We start from the raw sequence: 20873 nt of genomic DNA, 5'->3' as shown, positions 1-20873 counted from the left end.
AAGCATTGTGCGCCGTTAAGGTCATCCCTATAAACAAAAACACCATTGCAGATGCAATGGTGTTTAACGTCATTTCAGGATGATACGTTTACTTTTGGCTATCAGCGCGGCGTTTTCTGCCGGTTGGGTTATTCACCACGCTGCTGGAGTCGCCTTCAGTAACAACCTTACGCTGGTTGGAGATTCTGTAATCCAGTCCAAGTATGTGCCGAGCCTGACGGTTCGATTTCATGTTAATTCCTCAATCCTGTTGCTAGTTTTAAGGACAAATTCGCTGATGCGAAAGAAACGTAACCCCTAAGGTTGCTGTTACAGCATAGCAGGTTTTACAGAGTCGGGTGCTGCCCGCTTACCACATAGTTGATAGTCTGCTGATAGATGTCACTGAGGATGTCATTATCAGAAGCCTCAACCCATTTGGTCAGCTCCATTAAAATATCATCTTCAGTGACAACGCCTAACTCCGCCCGTAGTCCTTGTTCAATCGCATTGACCAGAGCGGGTTGCGCTGCTGAGGTAGTTGCTGAGTGATAAGTAAACATATAATGCCTCCGTGAAGATGTATTTATTTAGTACGGCTCGCAGAAAATTAATTCGTATTCAGCATGGCAAATATTGATACAGCTGTGGTTAAGATTAGTCCTGGAATTATTTTTCCGCAAGCCAATGTCGCTAATTTTTATCAGTACAAAATATATCATTTCTGTCGGCGGGACTGCTTAAATATATATCACATTCCGAAAATGGTTATAAAAAAGACATATTAAATGCCACTTTTAGATATTTTTTGCCTTCATTACAATCAGATAGAGTAAGCAGGAAAGGTGGGCCTAATAGAAGCAGAAAAATATGCCAACCGTAAAAATGGTAATATTTCATGGAGAAATATATTCTTTAAAGGTGAGGGGAACTGTGAGTATTAATATCCTGTAAAAAGCAATATCGAGTAATTTTTTATACCAGAGACGCCGCTTTCCGGCTTAACCACTCAGTTTAGCAGAATGGTCTATACTTTATTTTTTGAGCCAACAGGAGAGCAAGAATGACAATCCATAAGAAAGGTCAGGCACACTGGGAAGGCGACATCAAAAGAGGTAAAGGGACAGTCTCAACAGAAAGCGGCGTTCTTAATCAACAGCCGTATGGGTTTAATACCCGGTTCGAAGGCGCACAGGGGACCAACCCGGAAGAATTGATTGGCGCAGCGCATGCCGCCTGCTTTTCTATGGCGTTATCGTTAATGCTGGGTGAGGCCGGTTTTACGCCAACAGCTATTGACACCACCGCTGATGTCTCGCTGGATAAGGTGGATGCGGGCTTTGCCATCACCAGAATTGCGCTGCAAAGCAAAGTTGCGGTGCCGGATATTGACGCCTCAACTTTCGATCAAATCATCCAGAAAGCGAAAGCCGGATGCCCGGTATCGCAAGTTTTGAAAGCGGAAATCACCCTCGATTACCAGCTTAATGCCTGATAAATTCGCCAGCCCGGTAATTATTTTAGTTTACCGGGCTGCTGACGTTTCCTCTTCTTCTCCTGCCTATTTTTTTCGCGCTTTTGGGCCTTTGCGCCTGTTCACAGCCGTGCTTCCTGACGCTTGACCTCAAGTTAACTTGATGTTTTATGGTGCTGTCGGTTTGGGATTTTCCCTTTTAAAAACCAAGGCCTACCTCCACTCAGGCGGAGGAATGGATGATATTGGACGCACGATCAGGAAGAAAAATATGCAACGTATTCTCAATACCGTACTCGACAGTAACTGGCTTTGGCTGCTCGCTCGCCTGCTACTGAGCGTGATTTTCCTCTCTTCGGGGCTGGCTAAATTGCTGGATACCGAAGGCAGTCTGGCAGAGATGCGCGCCGCTGGTCTTCATCCGGCCTGGTTTTTTAATTTGGCCACCGCATTCGTCCTGTTGACAGGGACTGCATTGATACTGTTGGACAGGTGGGTGTGGCTGGGCGCAGGAATGTTAGCCGTCTTTATGCTACTGACTATTCTCATTGTGCATACCTTCTGGACGATGTCAGAACCCGCAATGAAAACCTCGCTCTACTTTGCTCTGGAACATATTACCGTTATTGGCGGGCTTATCATTACAGCCATCGCCAGCCGTCTGCGTCATCGTCTGCGCACCAACGTAGAGGCAACCTAATGAAACGAACCGCTATCTTCGCACTATTGCTGTTGATTGCTGGGGTTGCTGCCTGGCTGAGCGTCATCGCCCGCAATGATAACGCCTCAGCAGACGCCTCTGCCTGGACGCCGGTGAAAGTGGCGTTGGCGCCCGCACAACGTGAACTCACAAGCCGAAGTTATGCAGGCATCGGCGAGCTGGAAGCCGCCCGCCAGGTCACCGTAGCCGCTGAGACTGACGGACGCATCACGGGCCTCTTTTTTGAATCAGGACAGCGGGTAAATAAAGGCCAACGCCTGGTGCAACTCAACGATGCCCCAGAACAAGCCGAACTGCTTCGTCTGAATGCGCAACTGCGTAATGCCAGCCAGCGTCTTAACCGAATGCGGCAGTTGGTCGATCTCAATGCAACCGCGCGTCAGCAATTTGATGATGCGCTCGCCGAGCGTGATATGGCACTTGGCGCCGTCCGGGAAACACAGGCGAAAATTGCGCAAAAAGCGATCCGTGCGCCGTTTTCCGGCACGATGGGGATTCGTCGCGTGCATGAAGGGCAGTATCTGGATGCGGCTGGCGCCGTCGCCAGCCTGGTGGATGCTGACACCTTAAGGGTAAACTTCTCGCTGGATGAACAAGTCAGCGCAGGACTGGCAACAGGACAGGCCGTCGCCGTACAGGTAGATGCATGGCCGGATGAGACATTTCCGGCAACCATTACCGCTATCGATCCTCTGATCGGCAAATCACGGACAGTACAGGTTCAGGCGCAGATGGCAAACCCGCAGGGCAAATTGAGAGCGGGAATGTACGCCAGTATCCGAGTGACACAGCAGAACGACGTTAAGGTATTGACGGTGCCTGAGACGGCACTTACCTACACCGCCTGGGGAGATACGGTATTCCTGGCGCAGGAGGGAGATGGCGGGATGACGGTTAAACGTGTATCGATTACCTCCGGCGATCGCCGCAACGGGCGTGTCGACATCCTTCGCGGGCTACGCGAAGGCGACCTGGTGGTCACGTCAGGCCAGCTTAAATTGAGCGACGGTATGGCGGTACAAGCGGTAGAAGAAGATACCCTTCACGCGGCGCAGGCCGGCAGCTAAAGGAAATAGCGATGACATTTACCGATCTCTTTATTCGCCGTCCTGTACTGGCGCTGGTGGTCAGCACCCTTATTTTACTGTCCGGCGCACTGGCGTTCAGCAAATTACCGATCCGCCAGTACCCACTTCTGGAAAACTCGACGATCACTATTGCGACAGATTATCCCGGTGCCTCTGCAGCGTTGATGCAAGGGTTTGTGACACAACCTCTTGCACAGGCGGTCTCCTCTGTTGAAGGCGTGGATTACCTTTCATCCTCTTCAGTGCAGGGGCGAAGTGTGGTCACGGTGCGTATGGCATTAAACCGCGACTCTACGCAGGCGCTGACTGAAGTTATGGCAAAGGTCAATCAGGTACGTTATAAGTTGCCGGAAGCAGCCTGGGACCCGGTTATTGAACGTTCTGCTGGTGAGACGACGGCAGTAGCGTATGTCGGTTTTTCCAGCGATACGCTCTCTACGCCAGCACTAAGCGAGTACCTTACCCGAGTGGTAGAACCGATGTTTTCTACCCTTGAGGGGGTGGCGAAAGTTGAGGTCTTTGGCGGACAGAAATTGGCTATGCGTCTGTGGCTGGATAGCGACAAACTGGCCGGACGAGGGTTAACCGCTGCCGATGTTGCTGAAGCGGTCAGGCGTAATAACTACCAGGCCGCGCCCGGCAAGGTAAAAGGGCAATATGTGGTCTCCAGTATTCGGGTCAATACCGATCTCACCAGTGTTGAGGAGTTTCGTGATCTGGTAATACGTAACGATGGCCATGGATTAATAAGATTAAAAGATGTTGGAACCGTAGAGCTAAGCGCCGCGGCAACGGATACCAGTGCGTTAATGGATGGAGAGCCCGCTGTCTTTCTCGGTATTTTTGCCACGCCAACCGGGAATCCGCTGGTGATTGTCGATGGTATCCGCAACCTGATACCTGTGCTCGACAAAGTACATCCGCCCGGCGTTAACATGGCACTGGCGTTTGAAACTGCCCGCTTTATCCAGGCTTCTATTGATGAAGTGCTGTACACATTACTGGAAGCGCTGGTCATTGTGGTGGGGATCATTTATCTTTGCCTCGGTTCGCTACGAACAGTGCTTATCCCGGCCATGGCTATCCCGCTCTCTATTCTGGGCGCGGCGGGACTGATGCTGACATTTGGTTTCAGTCTCAATTTACTGACGTTACTGGCAATGGTACTGGCGATAGGCCTGGTAGTGGACGATGCGATCGTGGTGGTCGAGAACGTCCATCGCCATATTGAGTCCGGAAAATCGCCGCTGGCGGCGGCGATGATCGGCGCCCGCGAAGTGGCAGGGCCAGTGATCGCCATGACACTCACGCTGGCCGCAGTTTATGCCCCCATCGGTCTGATGGAAGGGTTGACTGGCGCACTATTTCGCGAATTTGCACTAACGCTCGCGGGCGCCGTGGTAGTGTCTGGCGTCGTGGCGCTAACGCTCTCGCCAGTGATGAGCGCATTCCTGCTCCCGGCTCACCAACACGAAGGCAGAGTCGCGCGTGTGGCGGAAGGCATTTTTGGCAGTCTGACCCGGCGCTATGCGCGTATGCTGGACTTTTCGTTAGGTCATCAATGGTTAACCGGTGGACTGGCGCTTATTGTCCTGCTGAGCCTGCCGCTGTTATACCTGCTACCTGCGCGCGAACTGGCGCCAACAGAGGATCAGGCCAGCGTCTTAACCGCGATTAAAGCGCCGCAGCATGCCAATCTGAACTATGTAGAACGCTTCGCGTATAAGCTTGATGAGGTTTATTCGCAACTGCCGGAAACGGAAAGTCGCTGGATTATTAACGGCAGCGATGGCGTTGCGTCCAGTATTGGCGGTATAAATCTGTCACTTTGGGCGGCGCGCGAACGAACAGCTTCGGCAGTACAATACGAGCTTCAGCAGCGCGTAAACGACGTCGAAGGCACCCATATTTTTGCTTTTCAGCTTCCGGCACTGCCGGGGTCAACCGGGGGACTACCGGTGCAAATGATCCTGCGCACCCCGCAGGATTATCCGGTGCTGTACCAGGCGCTTGAAGAAGTGAAACGAAGCGCCAGAAACAGCGGTCTATTTATGGTTGTCGATAGCGATCTTGACTATAACAATCCCGTGGCTGAAGTGCATATCGACAGGTCGAAAGCTAACAGCCTGGGTATCAGTATGCAGGATATCGGCGAGTCGTTGGCTGTGCTGGTGGGAGAAAATTACCTGAACCGTTTCTCGATGGATGGACGAGCATACGATGTTATCCCGCAAAGCTTGCACGAACAGCGTCTCACCCCGCAGGCACTGGCGCGCCAGTACGTTCGAACAGAGTATGATACGCTGGTACCGTTATCGACCGTTGTCAGTGTAACGGTGCGGGTGGAACCCAATAAACTCACCCAGTTTAACCAGCAAAACGCCGCCACGTTACAGGCGATCCCCGCGCCAGGCGTTTCAATGGGGGAAGCCGTTGCGTTTCTTGAGCATGAGGTGAAGGCGCTGCCAGCTGACTTTACTCACGACTGGCTGGGCGATTCGCGACAGTATACACAGGAGGGAAGCGCGCTGGCGCTGGCATTCCTGGCCGCCTTAGCGATCATCTATCTGGTACTGGCGGCGCAGTATGAAAGCCTGAAAGATCCCTTAATTATTTTGATTACTGTCCCGTTATCGATATGCGGCGCGCTATTGCCTCTGGCGATGGGGTACGCCACCATGAATATTTATACCCAGGTGGGACTGGTAACCTTAATCGGGCTGATTAGTAAACACGGCATTCTGATGGTTGAATTCGCTAACGAATTGCAGGCCAGCCAGATGTTGTCACGGCGTGCAGCCATTCTGCAGGCCGCACAGATTCGGTTGCGTCCGGTATTAATGACAACCGGGGCGATGGTGTTTGGTTTAATCCCGTTGCTGTTCGCCAGTGGAGCAGGTGCCGCCAGTCGTTTTGGGCTGGGCGTGGTGATAGTCTCCGGAATGCTAATAGGGACTCTGTTTACGCTGTTTGTGCTGCCCACTGTTTATGTATGGCTGGCACGCGATCATTGCGTTGCGACAGCCCGCCAGAATGCGCTACGCCGCACAAATGAGACGCCATAGCGTTTGGCTTTTTGTTGGTCCGGCAACGGCATACCACGTCACTGGCTGTTGCCGTGGTATGCTTTTCGTCCTACGATATACTCATCATGTTGCTTTATTCACCAAACATCAAAATCGGTCAGCATAAATATCAATAATAGCCATATCATATGCCATAGCCTTTATTCCTGAGAGAGGAGAGGTATTATTTCTGCGTTCTACATTAACGGGTTAAAGCGCAGATGTAGAGGTTATTTATATAATTACTGGAGTCACAACAATGAATAAATTCTCCCTTGCTACAGCAGGTATTATCGTGGCAGCGCTGGTAACCAGTGTTAGCGTGAATGCGGCAACAGATAACACTAAAACGAACGTTACGCCTAAAGGAATGAGCTGCCAGGAATTTGTCGATTTGAACCCGCAAACTATGGCACCGGTAGCGTTCTGGGTACTGAATGAAGACGAAGATTTTAAAGGCGGAGACTACGTTGATTTCCAGGAAACTGAAACGACAGCAGTACCATTGGCCGTTGAACTTTGTAAGAAAAACCCGCAGAGTGAATTAAGTAAAATAAAAGACGAAATCAAAAAAGAACTGTCAAAATAAGAGTAAACTGATATTCAAACCCAGCCATTGTGCTGGGTTTTGTTTTTTGTGACAGCGTCACCCATTTAAACAACAATTTCTTCTCCAGTCTGGTCATTTACTCTACCAATTATGCGGTATTGCACTATTTTTCATTAGAGTTCTTTCAATATGGAGATCCAATGAAAAATTTACCGCTGGTTCTATTTATCATTCCTTTTTTGGCTGGATGCGGCGCTAATAATACTCCGCCTCAAACACCCATCCCGGGTGAAAAAACCTCCGCTAAATTACGCACCCTGGAAACAGGCGCAACGGTCATACAATCCCGTCCACCTGTCGATGCTATCAGTACTTACCTTGACGGCTTTCATTTTTATAGCGGCGATAAAAACGGACAAATGGAGGCACATCATTACGTTACTGTGCTGAATGAAGATGTGATGCAGGCGGTGATTTACGACGGCAATACGAAAGATGCCCGCCTGATGGGTGTGGAATACATCATTAGCGAACGCTTATTTAAAACGCTTCCAGCAGAGGAGAAAAAACTGTGGCACAGCCACCAGTATGAAGTGAAATCCGGCAGTCTGGTGGCGCCTGGCTTGCCACAGGTCGCGGATAAAGCGTTGATGAGTAAGATTGTAAATACCTACGGGAAAACCTGGCACACCTGGCACACCGACCGCGACAAAACTCTGCCAATGGGTATCCCTGCGTTGATGATGGGCTTTACCGGCGAAGGGCAGCTTGATCCCGTACTGTTAGCCGACCGCGACCGCCGTCTGGGTATTGATAGCAAGGCAATTAAACGTGAGCGGCAGGATCTGCCTGCGCATCCGGTTATAACGGGCGCTAATGCCTGGGAGGAGGGGGAGATTATCCAGCTACAGCGCGTGCGGGGTTCTGGCGAGCATGGGCGAGGCGATACGACCCATTTCGGCGCTTCTGAACAGTCGCGAAAATAATTTCACGTTTTTACAGGCTGATACGAAAAAGAAGGCTTATAAAGTGACAGTGTCACGTAAAGATTAGCCACATAGTCTATGCTTGTTCTTCGTATGCTGTAGAAGTTATGCGTTAAACGGAGCGACAGATGAGTTCAAAAAGTTTTTGTAAAAGCTGGGGAGCTGAATATATCGCCGCTGATGTTGTCCGCTTTCGTCTCTGGGCCACCGGTCAGCAAAAGGTGATGCTCAGATTGGGCGGTAAAGACGAAGAGATGACAGCAAGCGACGACGGTTGGTTTACGCTGGACGCGTCGGGGGTAAAGCCAGGTGCTGAGTATAACTTTGTGCTCAGTGATGGCACTATTGTCCCCGATCCGGCCTCTCGCGCTCAAAAAAGCGATGTCAACGGCCCATCCTGTGTGATTGATCCGACGCGTTACTCATGGCGTAACACCGAGTGGAAAGGGTGCCGCTGGGAGCAGGCGGTGGTATACGAAATGCATATCGGCACGTTCACTCCGGAAGGCACTTTTCGCGCTGCAATAGCGAAGCTGCCTTACCTTGCTGAACTCGGCGTTACTGTCATTGAAGTCATGCCCGTCGCGCAGTTTGGCGGCAATCGTGGCTGGGGTTATGACGGGGTACTGCTTTATGCACCGCATTCCGCCTATGGAACGCCGGATGATTTCAAAGCATTTATTGACGCTGCACATGGATACGGGCTTTCCGTCGTTCTGGATATTGTACTGAACCACTTTGGCCCTGAAGGAAATTACTTACCGCTGCTGGCACCAGCGTTTTTCCATAAGGAGCGTATGACTCCATGGGGAAATGGTATCGCTTATGATGTCGATGCCGTACGGCGCTATATCACCGAGGCGCCCTTATACTGGCTGGTGGAATACCATCTTGACGGTTTACGCTTTGACGCTATCGATCAGATTGAAGACAGTAGCGCAAAGCATGTGCTGGTTGAAATCGCACAACGTATTCGGGAGGAGATTACTGACAGACCTGTCCATCTGATGACCGAAGATAGCCGCAATATTATCTCCCTGCACCCTCGTGAACAGGATGGTTATGCGCCGCTGTTTACCGCTGAATGGAATGATGATTTCCATAATGCCATTCATGTCTTCGCGACGGGAGAAACCCACGCCTACTATAACGATTTTGCTCATACCCCGGAAAAATACGTTGCGCGAGCGCTGGCCGAAGGATTCGCTTATCAGGGAGAAGTGTCACCGCAGACTGGTGAGCCCCGCGGTGTAAACAGTACCGGACAACCGCCTGTCGCTTTTGTGGATTTTATTCAGAATCACGATCAGGTCGGCAACCGCGCTCAGGGAGAGAGGCTGGTCACGTTGGCAGGCACTGAACGAACAAAAGTCTTGCTCGCTACGTTGCTGCTTTCTCCGCATATTCCGCTGCTTTTTATGGGCGAGGAATATGGTGAGAGTCGTCCTTTTCTCTTTTTTACCGATTTTCATGGAGATTTGGCTCGCGCCGTTCGCGAAGGCCGCGCAAAAGAGTTTGCCGATCATGTCGGCGAGGATGTGCCGGATCCGAATGCGCCGGAGACCTTTCAACGCTCGAAACTTAACTGGACGCAACAGCATAGTGAAGAGGGTAAAGCATGGCTGACATTTACCCGTGAACTGTTGCTTCTGCGTCAGAAACATATCGTACCGCTTTTAGCCGATGCCCGTGAGAGTTCAGGCGTTATCCTGCAAACCGCACCCGGTTTTATTGCCGTCAGCTGGCGTTTGCCGGGGGGAGCGTTGTCGATGGCGCTGAACATTAGCAACGCAACGGTATTGTTGCCCGATTTGCCAGGCAAAACCCTCTTCGCCTGGCCTGATGAACCTGCCGGGGCACTTTCTCAACATTCTCTTATTGTCCGTTTAGCCCAGGGAGAGTCAGCATCATGATCCCAACTGCAACGTATCGTCTCCAGTTTCGCAATGGCATGACTTTTGATCGTGCTGCGGCGCTGGTTCCTTATCTTAAAACTCTGGGTATCAGCCATCTCTATGCCTCGCCAATCTTTACCGCCACCAAAGCGTCGACGCATGGTTATGATGTCACCGATGCGAATGAGATTGAACCTTCTATTGGCGGGCGCGAAGGTTTTGAACGACTGGTAGCGGCGCTGAAAGCACAAGGTCTTGGGCTGATCATCGATATTGTGCCCAACCACATGGCCAGCTCACTGGAAAACGCCTGGTGGCGGGATGTGCTTGAATATGGCAAGGAAAGTCAATATGCGCGCCATTTCGATATCGACTGGTCACGCCGACTAACGTTGCCTTTTTTAGGCGATACTTTTGAGTCTGTACTGGAAAACGGGGAGATTACGATCAAACCCGATCCCGCTACAGGCAAACCGGCATTCGCCTATTATGAAAACTATTACCCGCTTGCTCCGGCGACCTGGCAAGGACGCGAGGCCGAGATACTGGCGCTCACCGATAAGCGCGCGATTGCCGATTTGCATGAACGTCAACCGTGGCAATTAATGTCCTGGCGGGATGCCACGCGCAATCTCTCATACCGGCGTTTCTTTGAGGTAACAGGGCTGGTGGGTATGCGGGTAGAAGATAAAACGGTCTTCGATGATACGCATCGACTCATTCTGGAACTGGTCAGAACGGGAGCGGTTGATGGTTTGCGTATCGACCATATCGACGGTCTTGCCGATCCGAAAGCCTATCTTGAACGTTTACGTCAGGAAGTCGGGCCGACATGTTATATCACCGTTGAAAAAATTCTCGCTAAAGGAGAGCAACTGCCTGATGACTGGCCCGTTTCCGGCACGACAGGCTATGAGTTTATCGCCTCGCTGGCGGAGGTACTGGTTGACGATGAGAAGATCGACAATCTGCGTCAGGCTTACGAAACGGTAAAAGGCGCGCCAGTAGATATGCGGGCAGAATTACGGACAGCTAAACGTTTGATGGTTGATCGCAATTTCGAGGGGGAATTTACCCGGCTACTCACCATTGCGCTGTCGATTGCCAGAGTGTTGCAGATCGCACAGGAAGAAAGTGCCATACGCAAGGCATTACGCGAATTATTGATCGCCTTTCCCGTTTATCGGACGTACGGCACTGCAAATGGGCTTCCGCCGACGGATATCTGCCTGTTGCACCGTATTGTGGAACGGGTGAAGACGCTTGAAGAGCCTCCGGAACCTGAAGCACTTGCGTTTTTGAGTCGCCTTCTTACCGGAGATGTTCCTGTATCCAGCCAGGAACAGGCGACACAATTCCGTATTCGCTTCCAACAACTCACCGGTCCGCTGATGGCGAAATCGGTAGAGGATACGCTTTTCTTTCGTCAGAACATGGATCTGGCGTTAAATGAAGTTGGCGCTGAACCCGTCGCGCATAACTTCTCTATTGAACGCTTTCACCATGAGATGAAAACCCGACAGGCGCGCCAGCCTGACGCGTTATCCGGCACTTCAACGCACGATACCAAGCGCGGAGAAGACGCGCGAGCCCGCCTGTATACGCTAACCGAGGCGCCGGAGCAATGGAATGAATGTCTTGCCCGCTGGCGGCAAATGAATCAGACCCATGTTCGATTTTTGAATGATGGCACCGCGCCAAAATCAGCGGATACCTGGATGTTGTATCAGGCGTTAACGGGTGTCTGGCCGCCGACGCTACAACCACAGGACGAAACAGGTTTAAACGCCCTGCAAACCCGTTTTGAAGCCTTTGTTGAGAAAGCGCTGCGCGAAGCGAAGCTGCGTACCGATTGGGTAGACAGCAATGAGGCTTACGAAACGGCAATGCAGGATTACGCCCGTCATTTACTGTCGCCTGATAATCAACCATTTTTACAGGATTTTTACCGTTCGCTACAACCGTTCATCCGTGCAGGACTGGTCAATAGCCTGACGCAGACCGTCATTAAATTAACGGCACCGGGGATACCGGATATCTATCAGGGGAGCGAGGCGCTGAATTTTAGTCTTGTTGATCCCGATAATCGACGCGAACCGGATTTCGCGACATTGGCGCAGCAGCTAGACCACCTGACGCCAGATGTTTTTTCGTGTGAAGAAAGCTGGCTGAGCGGGCAGGTCAATCAGTATGTCACCGCCGCATTGCTGCGCCTGCGCCAGCAGAATCATGGCCTGTTTCGTTTCGGCGAATATGTACCGCTGCGTGCAGTCGGTAAACGCGCCGACAACGTCATTACATACGCCAGAATGAATCATGATCAGGCACTGATCGTTGTTGCGCCCCGGCTGATCTTCGCCGAGTGCGAGGGACGGTTGGCACAATCGCACGCCGGTTTCTGGACAGAGACCAACATTATTATACCCGGACAGCTTAACCAGCGCCGTTATTACAATACGCTGACAAAAGAGACATTAACGCTTGATGGACACCTGACGTTGGCCTCACACCAGGGCGGCGTACTGGTTTTAATGAGTCGTTGATATGCCGTTACAGGACAACTTTACCGTGGTTGGAGAAAGAGAATGACAACAAACAGGGCTTTTGAAATCAGATCAGGATACAGCCATACGCTTGGCGCGACTTATGACGGCGAAGGCGTTAACTTCGCTATTTTCTCCGCCCATGCGGAGCGCATCGAACTTTGTCTTTATGATCCGAGCGGGGAGCATGAAATTGCCCGTCTGGAGCTACCGGAATATACCGACGAGATATGGCACGGCTATGTCCCCAATTTACAGCCTGGCGCACTGTATGGGTATCGGGTTTATGGACCTTATGACCCGGAAAATGGTCATCGTTTTAATCCGAATAAATTGTTAATTGATCCATATGCCCGCGAACTGGTGGGCGATATTCAGTGGAACGATGCACATTTCGCGTATCAATTACTCCATGACGATAAAGATTTGACTTTTGATGACCGGGATAGTGCGCCATTTACACCTAAATGCCGGGTGATCGATCTTGCTGGCATAAGCGCGGAGGGCCGCAAACGGCCTTCTGTACCGTGGCCAAACACAATTATTTATGAAACGCATGTTAAAGGGTTTACTCAGCTTAATTCTGCGATACCTGAGCCATTACGCGGTACGTTTGAAGGTATGGGGCATAAAGCCAGCGTGGACTACATCAAAAGTCTGGGCATTACCTCCGTCGAACTTTTACCGGTTCACTGGTTCCCGGACGACCAGCATCTGCTCGATAAGGGCTTAAAAAATTTCTGGGGATACAACACGCTTGGCTTTTTTGCTCCAGCAACGCGTTATTATGGACCGAAAGGCATTCAGGGATTCCGCGATATGGTACATGCCTTCCACGATGCCGGCATCGAAGTGATACTGGATGTGGTTTATAACCATACGGCAGAGGGGAATGAACTTGGCCCAACGCTGTCATTTAAAGGTATTGATAACTTTTCTTACTATCGCACTATGCCCGATCAACATCGGTATTACATTAACGATACGGGTACGGGGAATACCGTTAATACTTCTCATCCTCGCGTGCTACAAATGGTGATGGATTCTCTTCGCTACTGGGCGGAATCGATGCATGTTGACGGTTTCCGATTTGACCTCGGCACAATTCTGGGACGTGAGCCGGAAGGCTTCGATCAGAGAGGCGGCTTTTTTGATGCGGTCACGCAAGACCCGGTGCTGTCAAAACGTAAACTGATCGGTGAACCCTGGGATATTGGGCCGGGCGGTTATCAGGTAGGTGGTTTCCCGCCGGGGTGGGGCGAGTGGAACGATAAGTACCGGGATACAGTACGCGAATACTGGAAAGGTGACAACGTCACAAATGATTTCGCCGCACGTCTGCTGGGTTCAGGCGATCTCTATGATTTGCGAGGCCGTCGGCCCTGGTCAAGCGTAAACTTCATTACCGCCCACGACGGTTTTACGCTGAACGATCTGGTGTCATACAACGACAAACATAATGAAGCTAATGGCGAAGATAATAATGACGGGCATAATGATAACCGCTCCTGTAACTATGGCGCAGAAGGGCCGACCGACGATGAAGGTATCAATGCAGTCCGCGAGCGGCAAAAGCGCAATTTCCTGACCACCTTACTTTTCTCGCACGGCACGCCAATGATATTAGCGGGTGATGAATTTGGTCGCAGTCAGATGGGTAATAACAATGGCTACTGCCAGGATAGTGAAATATCATGGGTCCACTGGGATAATTTGCCAGAAACCGCCAATGCACTACGGGAGTTTACCCGCCATCTGATTCAGTTGCGCGCCACGCAACCATTGCTGCGTCGGGAAAGCTGGCGCGATGGCCTGGAAATTCGTTGGTTTAACGCAGGGGGCGGAGCACAGCAATCTGAACAGTGGGATGAGGGTTCGACAATAGGTGTATGTATTAGTCGTCCCGATCTCCAGCCAGAAGAGGGGATCTGGCATGATGCCTTACTGCTTTTTAACCCGTTTGAAGGTAGCGTGCCGTTCCGTATTCCGATGTGGGGAGAGGGCGGCTGGGTGCTTGAACTGACGACAGCGGATGATGCGCAGCAGGGAATGCGAATTACCGAAGAGAAGGATTTCGAACTGGCCGGGCGCAGCATCGTGTTATTCAGACGCCCCTGATATTGAAACACTATTTCCTGCCGGCCTTTATGGCCGGTTTTTTATGGGTATAGCATTCACTATACAAAGCGTGTATCCTGTCTGTATACCATTTGCTATACAATGGAGGCTATTATGAAATCAGGCGTTCAACTCAATATTCGGGCCAAAGAGTCACAGCGGGCGTTAATCGATACGGCGGCCGAGATTCTGCATAAATCACGAACCGACTTTATCCTTGAAATGGCTTGCCAGGCAGCCGAAAACGTTATTCTGGATCGCCGGGTATTTAACCTTAACGACGATCAATACGCCGAGTTTGTTGAAATGCTTGATGCGCCTGTTGCTACAAATCCGGCGCTGGATAACTTACTGGCGAGAAAACCACTGTGGGAAAAGTAACCGCGCCTGCACCGTTATCCACGCTGCATAACCTGGCGGAATTCTGCTGCGGTGAAAGTCTGTTAGACGACTGGCTGCGGCAACGTGCGTTAAAAAACCAGGCGACTGGCGCATCCAGAACTTTTGTGGTGTGCAAAGCCGCCAGCCATCAGGTCGTTGGGTTTTATTCGCTGGCAACGGGCAGCGTTAATCACGCTGAAGCGACGGGCGGTTTGCGCCGCAATATGCCCGATCCAATTCCGGTCATTATCCTGGCGCGTCTGGCTGTAGATGTGTCTTATCATGGAATCGGGCTGGGCGCGGATTTATTGCGCGATGCCATATTACGCGCGTATCGGGTGGCGGAAAATATCGGCGTTCGGGCGATGGTGGTGCAAGCGTTAACAGAACAGGCTAAACGCTTCTATCTGCATCATGGTTTTCGGGAATCAGGTAAGCAAGAGAGGACGCTATTTCTTATCCTTCCGGAAAGATAACACTGTTCTCATTGTTCTGGATTAACCCGTACAGTTCTGGAGAAGGGGGCAAGCGGTAAAATCGGCTACCGGCTATGTTGGACAGGAGTAAACATGCAAGACGCCTATAAGACAGATGTATGATGAGTGGTGGTATCTGAATGTTGATGACCAGGCATCTTGTTTTATGATTTAACATAATATACATTATGCGCACCAATATAGAGTCAGGCGGAATCCGGCGTTTTGTGGGTATCGTTGGTGACCTGTTTGCTGATGGTCCCTGAAAGTTCTTTCTCCTGCGCTGATATCATCACACAGACAATCGGATAATTTGACTCATTTCCCAGACATCACGACACGGCGTGCGCGTACCCGTTCGTACTCAATCCAACTGTTTGTGTCATTCCACTTTCCTGAATTATCCGTGATTGTTCACTAAACACATACTTTTCTCCATAAACCGTCTAATTTTCAAACTTGACATACGCTACGTATATGGAACTATGGCAAACGCTGTATATGCGAAATCATATCATTCCCGCCATGAGCGTTCAGGCGATTTTGAGGATAACATTATGACGCAACGTATCGCGATTTTTCCCGCAGACCGCCATTCTCTGTATGAGAAACATGGTTATTCCGCTGCCATTCGTTCTGGTGATTTATTGTTTGTTTCAGGCCAGGTAGGCAGCCGCGCTGACGGAACGCCAGAACCTGATTTTCAAAAACAAGTGAGGCTTGCTTTCGAAAATCTGAGATCCACGCTCGCTGCAGCAGGATGTACATTTGATGATATTGTGGATGTTACCTCATTCCATACCGATCCAGAGAAACAGTTTGGTGACGTTATGGTGGTTAAACAGGAGATATTTTCTCATTCTCCTTTTCCTAACTGGACTGCCGTTGGCGTTAACTGGCTGGCCGGATTTGATTTCGAAATAAAGGTTATTGCACGAATCCCCTGAGACTTATTCATGTCAAAACCGGTAGCACTATTTGTACCGGTTTTAGCCTTAATAAACAGAGAGCTGTTCACCCCGTCCCCTTATCCTGGACTATTAACATGCAATCCCCAAACATATCAAACTGGCACGACTGGATGTCTTCTGAGGTATAAGCTTTCATTAATAAATCAACCCCAGCAAACTGACCGGTTAATACCATATGCGTTGTTTTTGGCTGATGTAGATTTGTTAACAGACAGTCAACCACTTTCAGTTGATAGCCCGGATGGATATAAAGATCGGTCCAGCCGGAACTTGCTCTAACGCAAGCATGTTCTCTCGAATAAGCAGATTCCAGGCATCGGGCAACCGTGGTGCCTATAGCAAAAATACGCCCGCCATTTTTCTTCGCCGTATTAATTGTATCCGCTGTCGCTTGCGAAACGTCATAATATTCTTTATTGATAGTGACATCTTCTACGTATTTCGCCCCTATTTTCCTGTTCGTGAGGATTTCTGTGGACGCAACATGTAACGTAATGAAGGTTATTGCACCTCCTTTATCTTTTATTTTTTGGATAAGTTCCCATGTAAAATGAATACCGGCAGAAGGGATTTCCAAAGAACCATACGCTTTAGAAAAAACAGATCGATAGGCACCTGGATATTTATAATACAAACTCGAATCCACATACTCATCAAGGCGTTCACCATGAGTAGCCAAATAATGGATTAAGGCTTCATTATTTTCTACTACTGCCTGATACTGACGTTCATCGCTAAACTCTTGCCCGATTATAATAGAAATATCAGTGTTATCAGCCAGATAAAGAACATCGTGGGTATCAAGACGTTCTTTTAAAAGACCAGAGATAATTATTTTATCTTCTGGTAAAAATCCCTCTAAAACAACTTTAATTAATCTATTGCGCTTTGTTTTGCATATGAACATATTATTTATGATGGCACTATCATTAAAGCAAATTACATCCCCTTGTTCGATACAATCTATTATTGCACTAAAATCCTCCTTGCGAAAATTACCTTGACTCCTGTTAAGGATAAGCATTTTACACTTTTCCCTACAGGCGTTATCGGTTATCCAGGTAGGCCTGAGCGGTATAATCATTGTATCGCTGATGTTAAAATTATATTTTTCTGTCAACATAAATTCAACCTTTGAAAGAGCTATCACGTCTGTCAGACAGCGTATACATTGGTCTTCCCGGGAGTAAACCTTAATAATATAAATATTGTCCTTATATTTAATTTTCTGGCTATTTAATTAATACGTTGCACTAATGTTTAGCCGGACGATCATAACTGACCGCCCTTTTCTTCTACTCACGCTTGCATCGAGCTGTCGTTATCCATTGCATCGGCAAACTTTTGCATTAACCGAACAAAAATATCAAGTTCATCCTGACGCCACTCTTTAAAAATAACATTGCCCATTTGTTCCCTCGCCGCATCAATACGCTCTGTCATTGATTTTCCCGTCGGGGAAATAACAGCCTCGCGTATACGCCTGTCAATGGCATTATGCTGGCGTATTACCAACCCCAGTTTTTCCAGTTTGGCAACCTGTCGGCTTACCGTCGTGTAATCACGTCCGGCACGTTCGGCTAAATCAACCACACCAATCGGTCCCAGACGTTCAATACTGATAAGAATCGAAAAAAGCGCACGGTCAAGCTGGATCCCTGCATCTTCAATTAATTTCTCATCATTACGAGGGCGATTCAGCGCACTCACAATACGAATCAACGCCCCATGTAGCGTCTTCATCTGCTCGGAAATATGTGTATCTTGCACATTTTTATTTTCTGACATAGCATGTCTCCTGTTGTGTGCATAATACACATATTGGAGAAGCGATGACAAGGCATACCATTACAGATGTACTGATCTGCGGCGCAGGCGTTACCGGTCTTACTTTAGCCATCGAACTGGCTCGCCACGGTGTTTCATTCCGTCTGATAGAGAAAAGAACGACACCTTTTGCTGGCTCTCGCGGCAAAGGTATCCAACCGCGAACACAAGAAATTTTCGAAGATCTTGGGATACTTAATAAAGTCGTCGCCGCTGGCGGGTTTTATCCCCGACTACGTACCTACCATCATGACGGAAGCTATGTAGATTCAGATATTGTGCATGACACGACACCGACCCATGCCGAGCCCTATCACTTGCCATTGATGGTTCCGCAGAATGTGACAGAAACTATTATGCGGGAACAGTTAAAAGCGTTGGGGCATCGGGTGGAGTTCGGCTACGAGTTACTGCATTTTGAGCAAAATACACGCACTGTCACCGCCTGTATTGCCGGGCCCGCAGGAGAGGAAGTCATTATTGCTAATTATTTAATAGGCGCAGATGGCGGCAGAAGTTTCGTCAGGAAAAAATTAGGTATTCAGTTTCCTGGGCGGACTTTGGGTATTCATGCGCTTGTGGCTGACGCCTCACTCTCCGGCCTGACCCGAGATGCCTGGCACCATTTTAATAATGGCGATATGGCGCGGATGATAACAATTTGTCCTCTTGCCGGTACTGAGCTCTTTCAGATCCAGGCCCCCTTGCCTCCGGATGACTCGCAGAACTTCTCAGCCAAAGCGCTTAGCACATTCATTGCCGAACGAACCGGTCGGCCAGATATTTGCGTTCACTCAGTTCCCTGGGTATCGACGTACCAAATGAACGCGCGCATAGCGGAACGTTACCGTGTGGGTAACGTTTTTCTGGCTGGTGATGCGGCCCATGTTCATCCGCCGACGGGGGGACAGGGGTTAAATACCAGCATTCAGGATGCCTATAATCTGGGATGGAAAATAGCAGCCTCATTGCGGAGCGCTGGAGAGGAACTTCTTAATAGCTATGAACAGGAGCGTCGACCGGTAGCCGAATCACTACTCCACTTGTCCACCCGATTGCTTGAGTCTCAAAAACAAGGCAACATTAAACGAGATCGTGACGTTCGCCAACTTGATATCCATTATACCGACTCCCCTTTAGTCCAAACATTGCCCGCACGTAAGCATGGAGTACGTTCAGGTGAAAGAGCCCCGGATGCCCCCCTTTTGGGAGCCAGCGGCCAATCATTACGGTTATTTCAACTACTACAGGGGCCGGACTGGAATCTGCTGGCCTATGAAACTCACGGAAAGATCATCGATGCGCGGCGCGGATTGCGTATCCATTATATCGGGGAGCAGAACGAACTCATCGACATCAAGGGGCACTTTCAGCAATCCTACCAACTGGCTTCGGGGGAATGCGTATTGCTTCGACCCGATGGTTATATCGGCGCCTTCTTTCACGCCGAACAGAAAAATGACATTGAAAATTATTTCTCTCGTTTTGCCATTGGGGTTAAAGATGAATACTAACGTCGATGGGAATGCGGACAGTGAAGTTACCAAGCCGCTTAACAAGCGGCAGATTCTGCCAATTTTTCTGGTCGTTGGCCTCTATGCCGCAAGTACAGCGGCTGTGATGTCCGTACTGCCTTTTTATATCCGGGAGATGGGCGGTTCGCCGCTTATCATTGGCGTCATCATTGCAACCGAAGCTTTAAGCCAGTTTTGTGCTTCTCCCCTTATTGGACATCTTTCCGATCGCGTGGGCCGCAAACCAATACTGATTATTACGCTTGCCATTGCTGCGATGAGTTTACTGCTACTTGCCAGCGCACAATGTATCTTGTTCATCCTGCTCGCCCGTCTGCTTTTTGGAATTAGCGCCGGGAATTTGTCAGCCGCCGCAGCCTATATTGCTGATCATACACACGCCAGTCATCGCCGTCAGGCAATCGGTATTCTCACAGGCAGTATTGGCCTTGGCGGTATTGTCGGTGCGGGGGGCTCAGGATGGCTTTCAGATAGTAGTCTGAGTGCGCCAATCTATGCAGCTTTTATACTTATCTTTGCGTCTGGTCTGGTGGCATTTTTTGGGTTAAAAGATCCACCAACTACATCACTTGCCACAGACAAAATAACGACATTCTCGGCTCGTTCTATTTTAAAACTGCCTGTTCTTCGTGTATTAATCATCGTAATGCTTTGCCATTTCTTCGCTTATGGCATGTATTCTTCTCAATTACCTGTCTTTCTTTCTGATACTTTTATCTGGAATGGGCATCCCTTTGGCCCCAAAGCGTTAAGCTACCTGCTAATGGCGGATGGCGTCATTAATGTTCTTGTTCAGCTATTTCTGTTAGGCTGGTTAAGCCAGTATTTTTCGGAACGAAAGTTAATTATTTTCATCTTCACGCTTCTTTGCACAGGATTTCTCACTGCTGGTATCGCCACAACCATACCTGTTCTTATGTTTGCTATTGTGTGCATTAGCACCGCCGATGCGCTGGCAAAACCCACCTATCTTGCTGCCTTATCTGTTCACGTTTCGCCTGATCGACAAGGTATTTTCATTGGAACAGCGCAGGCATTAATTGCCATTGCCGATTTTTTATCCCCCGTATTGGGTGGCTTTATCCTTGGATATGCCCTGTACGGCGTGTGGATAGGTACGGCAATCGCGGTCGCTATGATTGGTCTGTTGACAGGAATGGCTTGCCTTTCCACGCGTTCACAAATAATGGCGAAACCAGAAGCATAACAAGGTGACAACGTCACAAATGACATTTGCCTTTGCACTGCAAGTTTATCAAAAGCA

General features: G+C 49.5%; 17 protein-coding genes and 1 pseudogene. 14 read left to right on the top strand and 4 right to left on the bottom strand.

What is annotated here, in order from left to right:
• Positions 1–88: 88 nt before the first annotated feature.
• Together sra and bdm are read right to left on the bottom strand one after the other, a co-directional pair.
• Positions 89–232 (bottom strand): stationary-phase-induced ribosome-associated protein, encoded by a 144-nt coding sequence (gene sra, locus SBG_RS07185; protein ID WP_000841558.1) that lies wholly within the window; start codon positions 230–232, stop codon positions 89–91.
• A 94-nt stretch (positions 233–326) separates the two neighbouring features.
• Positions 327–542, bottom strand: coding sequence for a biofilm-dependent modulation protein (gene bdm / locus SBG_RS07180; RefSeq protein WP_000495702.1), 216 nt, complete (start codon positions 540–542; stop codon positions 327–329).
• 500 nt (positions 543–1042) lie between these two features.
• On the opposite strand from bdm, the gene SBG_RS07175 reads away from it, so the two are divergent.
• From SBG_RS07175 to SBG_RS07120, 12 genes and pseudogenes are all read left to right on the top strand, one after another.
• On the top strand, positions 1043–1474 hold the full coding sequence (locus SBG_RS07175; RefSeq protein ID WP_000152295.1) for an OsmC family protein: 432 nt from the start codon (positions 1043–1045) through the stop codon (positions 1472–1474).
• Between the two features lie 250 nt (positions 1475–1724).
• The gene (locus SBG_RS07170) at positions 1725–2153 is read left to right on the top strand and encodes a DoxX family protein (RefSeq protein ID WP_015702870.1); all 429 of its coding nucleotides are present in this window, start codon (positions 1725–1727) and stop codon (positions 2151–2153) included.
• Positions 2153–3241, top strand: a complete 1089-nt coding sequence (locus tag SBG_RS07165; protein WP_000831292.1) for an efflux RND transporter periplasmic adaptor subunit — start codon at positions 2153–2155, stop codon at positions 3239–3241. The genes SBG_RS07170 and SBG_RS07165 overlap by 1 nt, the downstream gene beginning before the upstream one ends.
• Positions 3242–3252: 11 nt before the next feature.
• Positions 3253–6327, top strand: a complete 3075-nt coding sequence (locus SBG_RS07160) for a MexW/MexI family multidrug efflux RND transporter permease subunit (RefSeq protein WP_000144646.1) — start codon at positions 3253–3255, stop codon at positions 6325–6327.
• Positions 6328–6586: 259 nt separating this feature from the next.
• Complete coding sequence (gene hdeB, locus SBG_RS07155) at positions 6587–6916, top strand: acid-activated periplasmic chaperone HdeB (RefSeq protein WP_001032158.1); 330 nt, start codon at positions 6587–6589, stop codon at positions 6914–6916.
• A gap of 161 nt (positions 6917–7077) precedes the next feature.
• Positions 7078–7863 (top strand): OBAP family protein, encoded by a 786-nt coding sequence (locus SBG_RS07150; protein ID WP_000793510.1) that lies wholly within the window; start codon positions 7078–7080, stop codon positions 7861–7863.
• A gap of 128 nt (positions 7864–7991) precedes the next feature.
• Positions 7992–9776 (top strand): malto-oligosyltrehalose trehalohydrolase, encoded by a 1785-nt coding sequence (gene treZ / locus SBG_RS07145; protein WP_000095796.1) that lies wholly within the window; start codon positions 7992–7994, stop codon positions 9774–9776.
• Positions 9773–12301 (top strand): malto-oligosyltrehalose synthase, encoded by a 2529-nt coding sequence (gene treY / locus SBG_RS07140; protein WP_000613169.1) that lies wholly within the window; start codon positions 9773–9775, stop codon positions 12299–12301. The genes treZ and treY overlap by 4 nt, the downstream gene beginning before the upstream one ends.
• 42 nt (positions 12302–12343) lie before the next feature.
• Entirely contained in the window at positions 12344–14419 is a 2076-nt protein-coding gene (glgX, locus tag SBG_RS07135; RefSeq protein WP_000210608.1) for a glycogen debranching protein GlgX, read from the top strand.
• Positions 14420–14511: 92 nt separating this feature from the next.
• Positions 14512–14800, top strand: a pseudogene (locus tag SBG_RS07130) (type II toxin-antitoxin system TacA family antitoxin).
• Positions 14788–15276 (top strand): GNAT family N-acetyltransferase, encoded by a 489-nt coding sequence (locus tag SBG_RS07125; protein ID WP_000521216.1) that lies wholly within the window; start codon positions 14788–14790, stop codon positions 15274–15276. Before SBG_RS07130 ends, SBG_RS07125 begins: the two are co-directional and overlap by 13 nt.
• 557 nt (positions 15277–15833) lie before the next feature.
• Positions 15834–16223 (top strand): RidA family protein, encoded by a 390-nt coding sequence (locus SBG_RS07120; RefSeq protein ID WP_015702869.1) that lies wholly within the window; start codon positions 15834–15836, stop codon positions 16221–16223.
• Positions 16224–16290: 67 nt separating this feature from the next.
• Here SBG_RS07120 and SBG_RS07115 read toward each other — a convergent pair whose 3' ends face one another.
• On the bottom strand, positions 16291–17370 hold the full coding sequence (locus SBG_RS07115; protein WP_000954703.1) for an S-adenosylmethionine:tRNA ribosyltransferase-isomerase: 1080 nt from the start codon (positions 17368–17370) through the stop codon (positions 16291–16293).
• A gap of 176 nt (positions 17371–17546) precedes the next feature.
• Positions 17547–18035 (bottom strand): MarR family winged helix-turn-helix transcriptional regulator, encoded by a 489-nt coding sequence (locus SBG_RS07110; RefSeq protein WP_001293644.1) that lies wholly within the window; start codon positions 18033–18035, stop codon positions 17547–17549.
• Positions 18036–18079: 44 nt separating this feature from the next.
• Between SBG_RS07110 and SBG_RS07105 the strand changes: the two genes are divergently transcribed.
• Positions 18080–19588 carry an FAD-dependent oxidoreductase gene (locus tag SBG_RS07105; protein ID WP_000196705.1) on the top strand — a complete coding sequence of 503 codons (1509 nt, stop codon included), beginning with the start codon at positions 18080–18082 and terminating at the stop codon, positions 19586–19588.
• Complete coding sequence (locus tag SBG_RS07100; protein WP_001095704.1) at positions 19578–20816, top strand: MFS transporter; 1239 nt, start codon at positions 19578–19580, stop codon at positions 20814–20816. The genes SBG_RS07105 and SBG_RS07100 overlap by 11 nt, the downstream gene beginning before the upstream one ends.
• Positions 20817–20873 lie beyond the last annotated feature (57 nt).

The sequence above is a fragment of the Salmonella bongori NCTC 12419 genome (genome assembly GCF_000252995.1).
Classification (GTDB): Bacteria; Pseudomonadota; Gammaproteobacteria; order Enterobacterales; family Enterobacteriaceae; genus Salmonella; species Salmonella bongori.
Note: the sequence above shows the minus strand (reverse complement) of the source record. Positions and strands in the feature narration are given on the sequence as shown.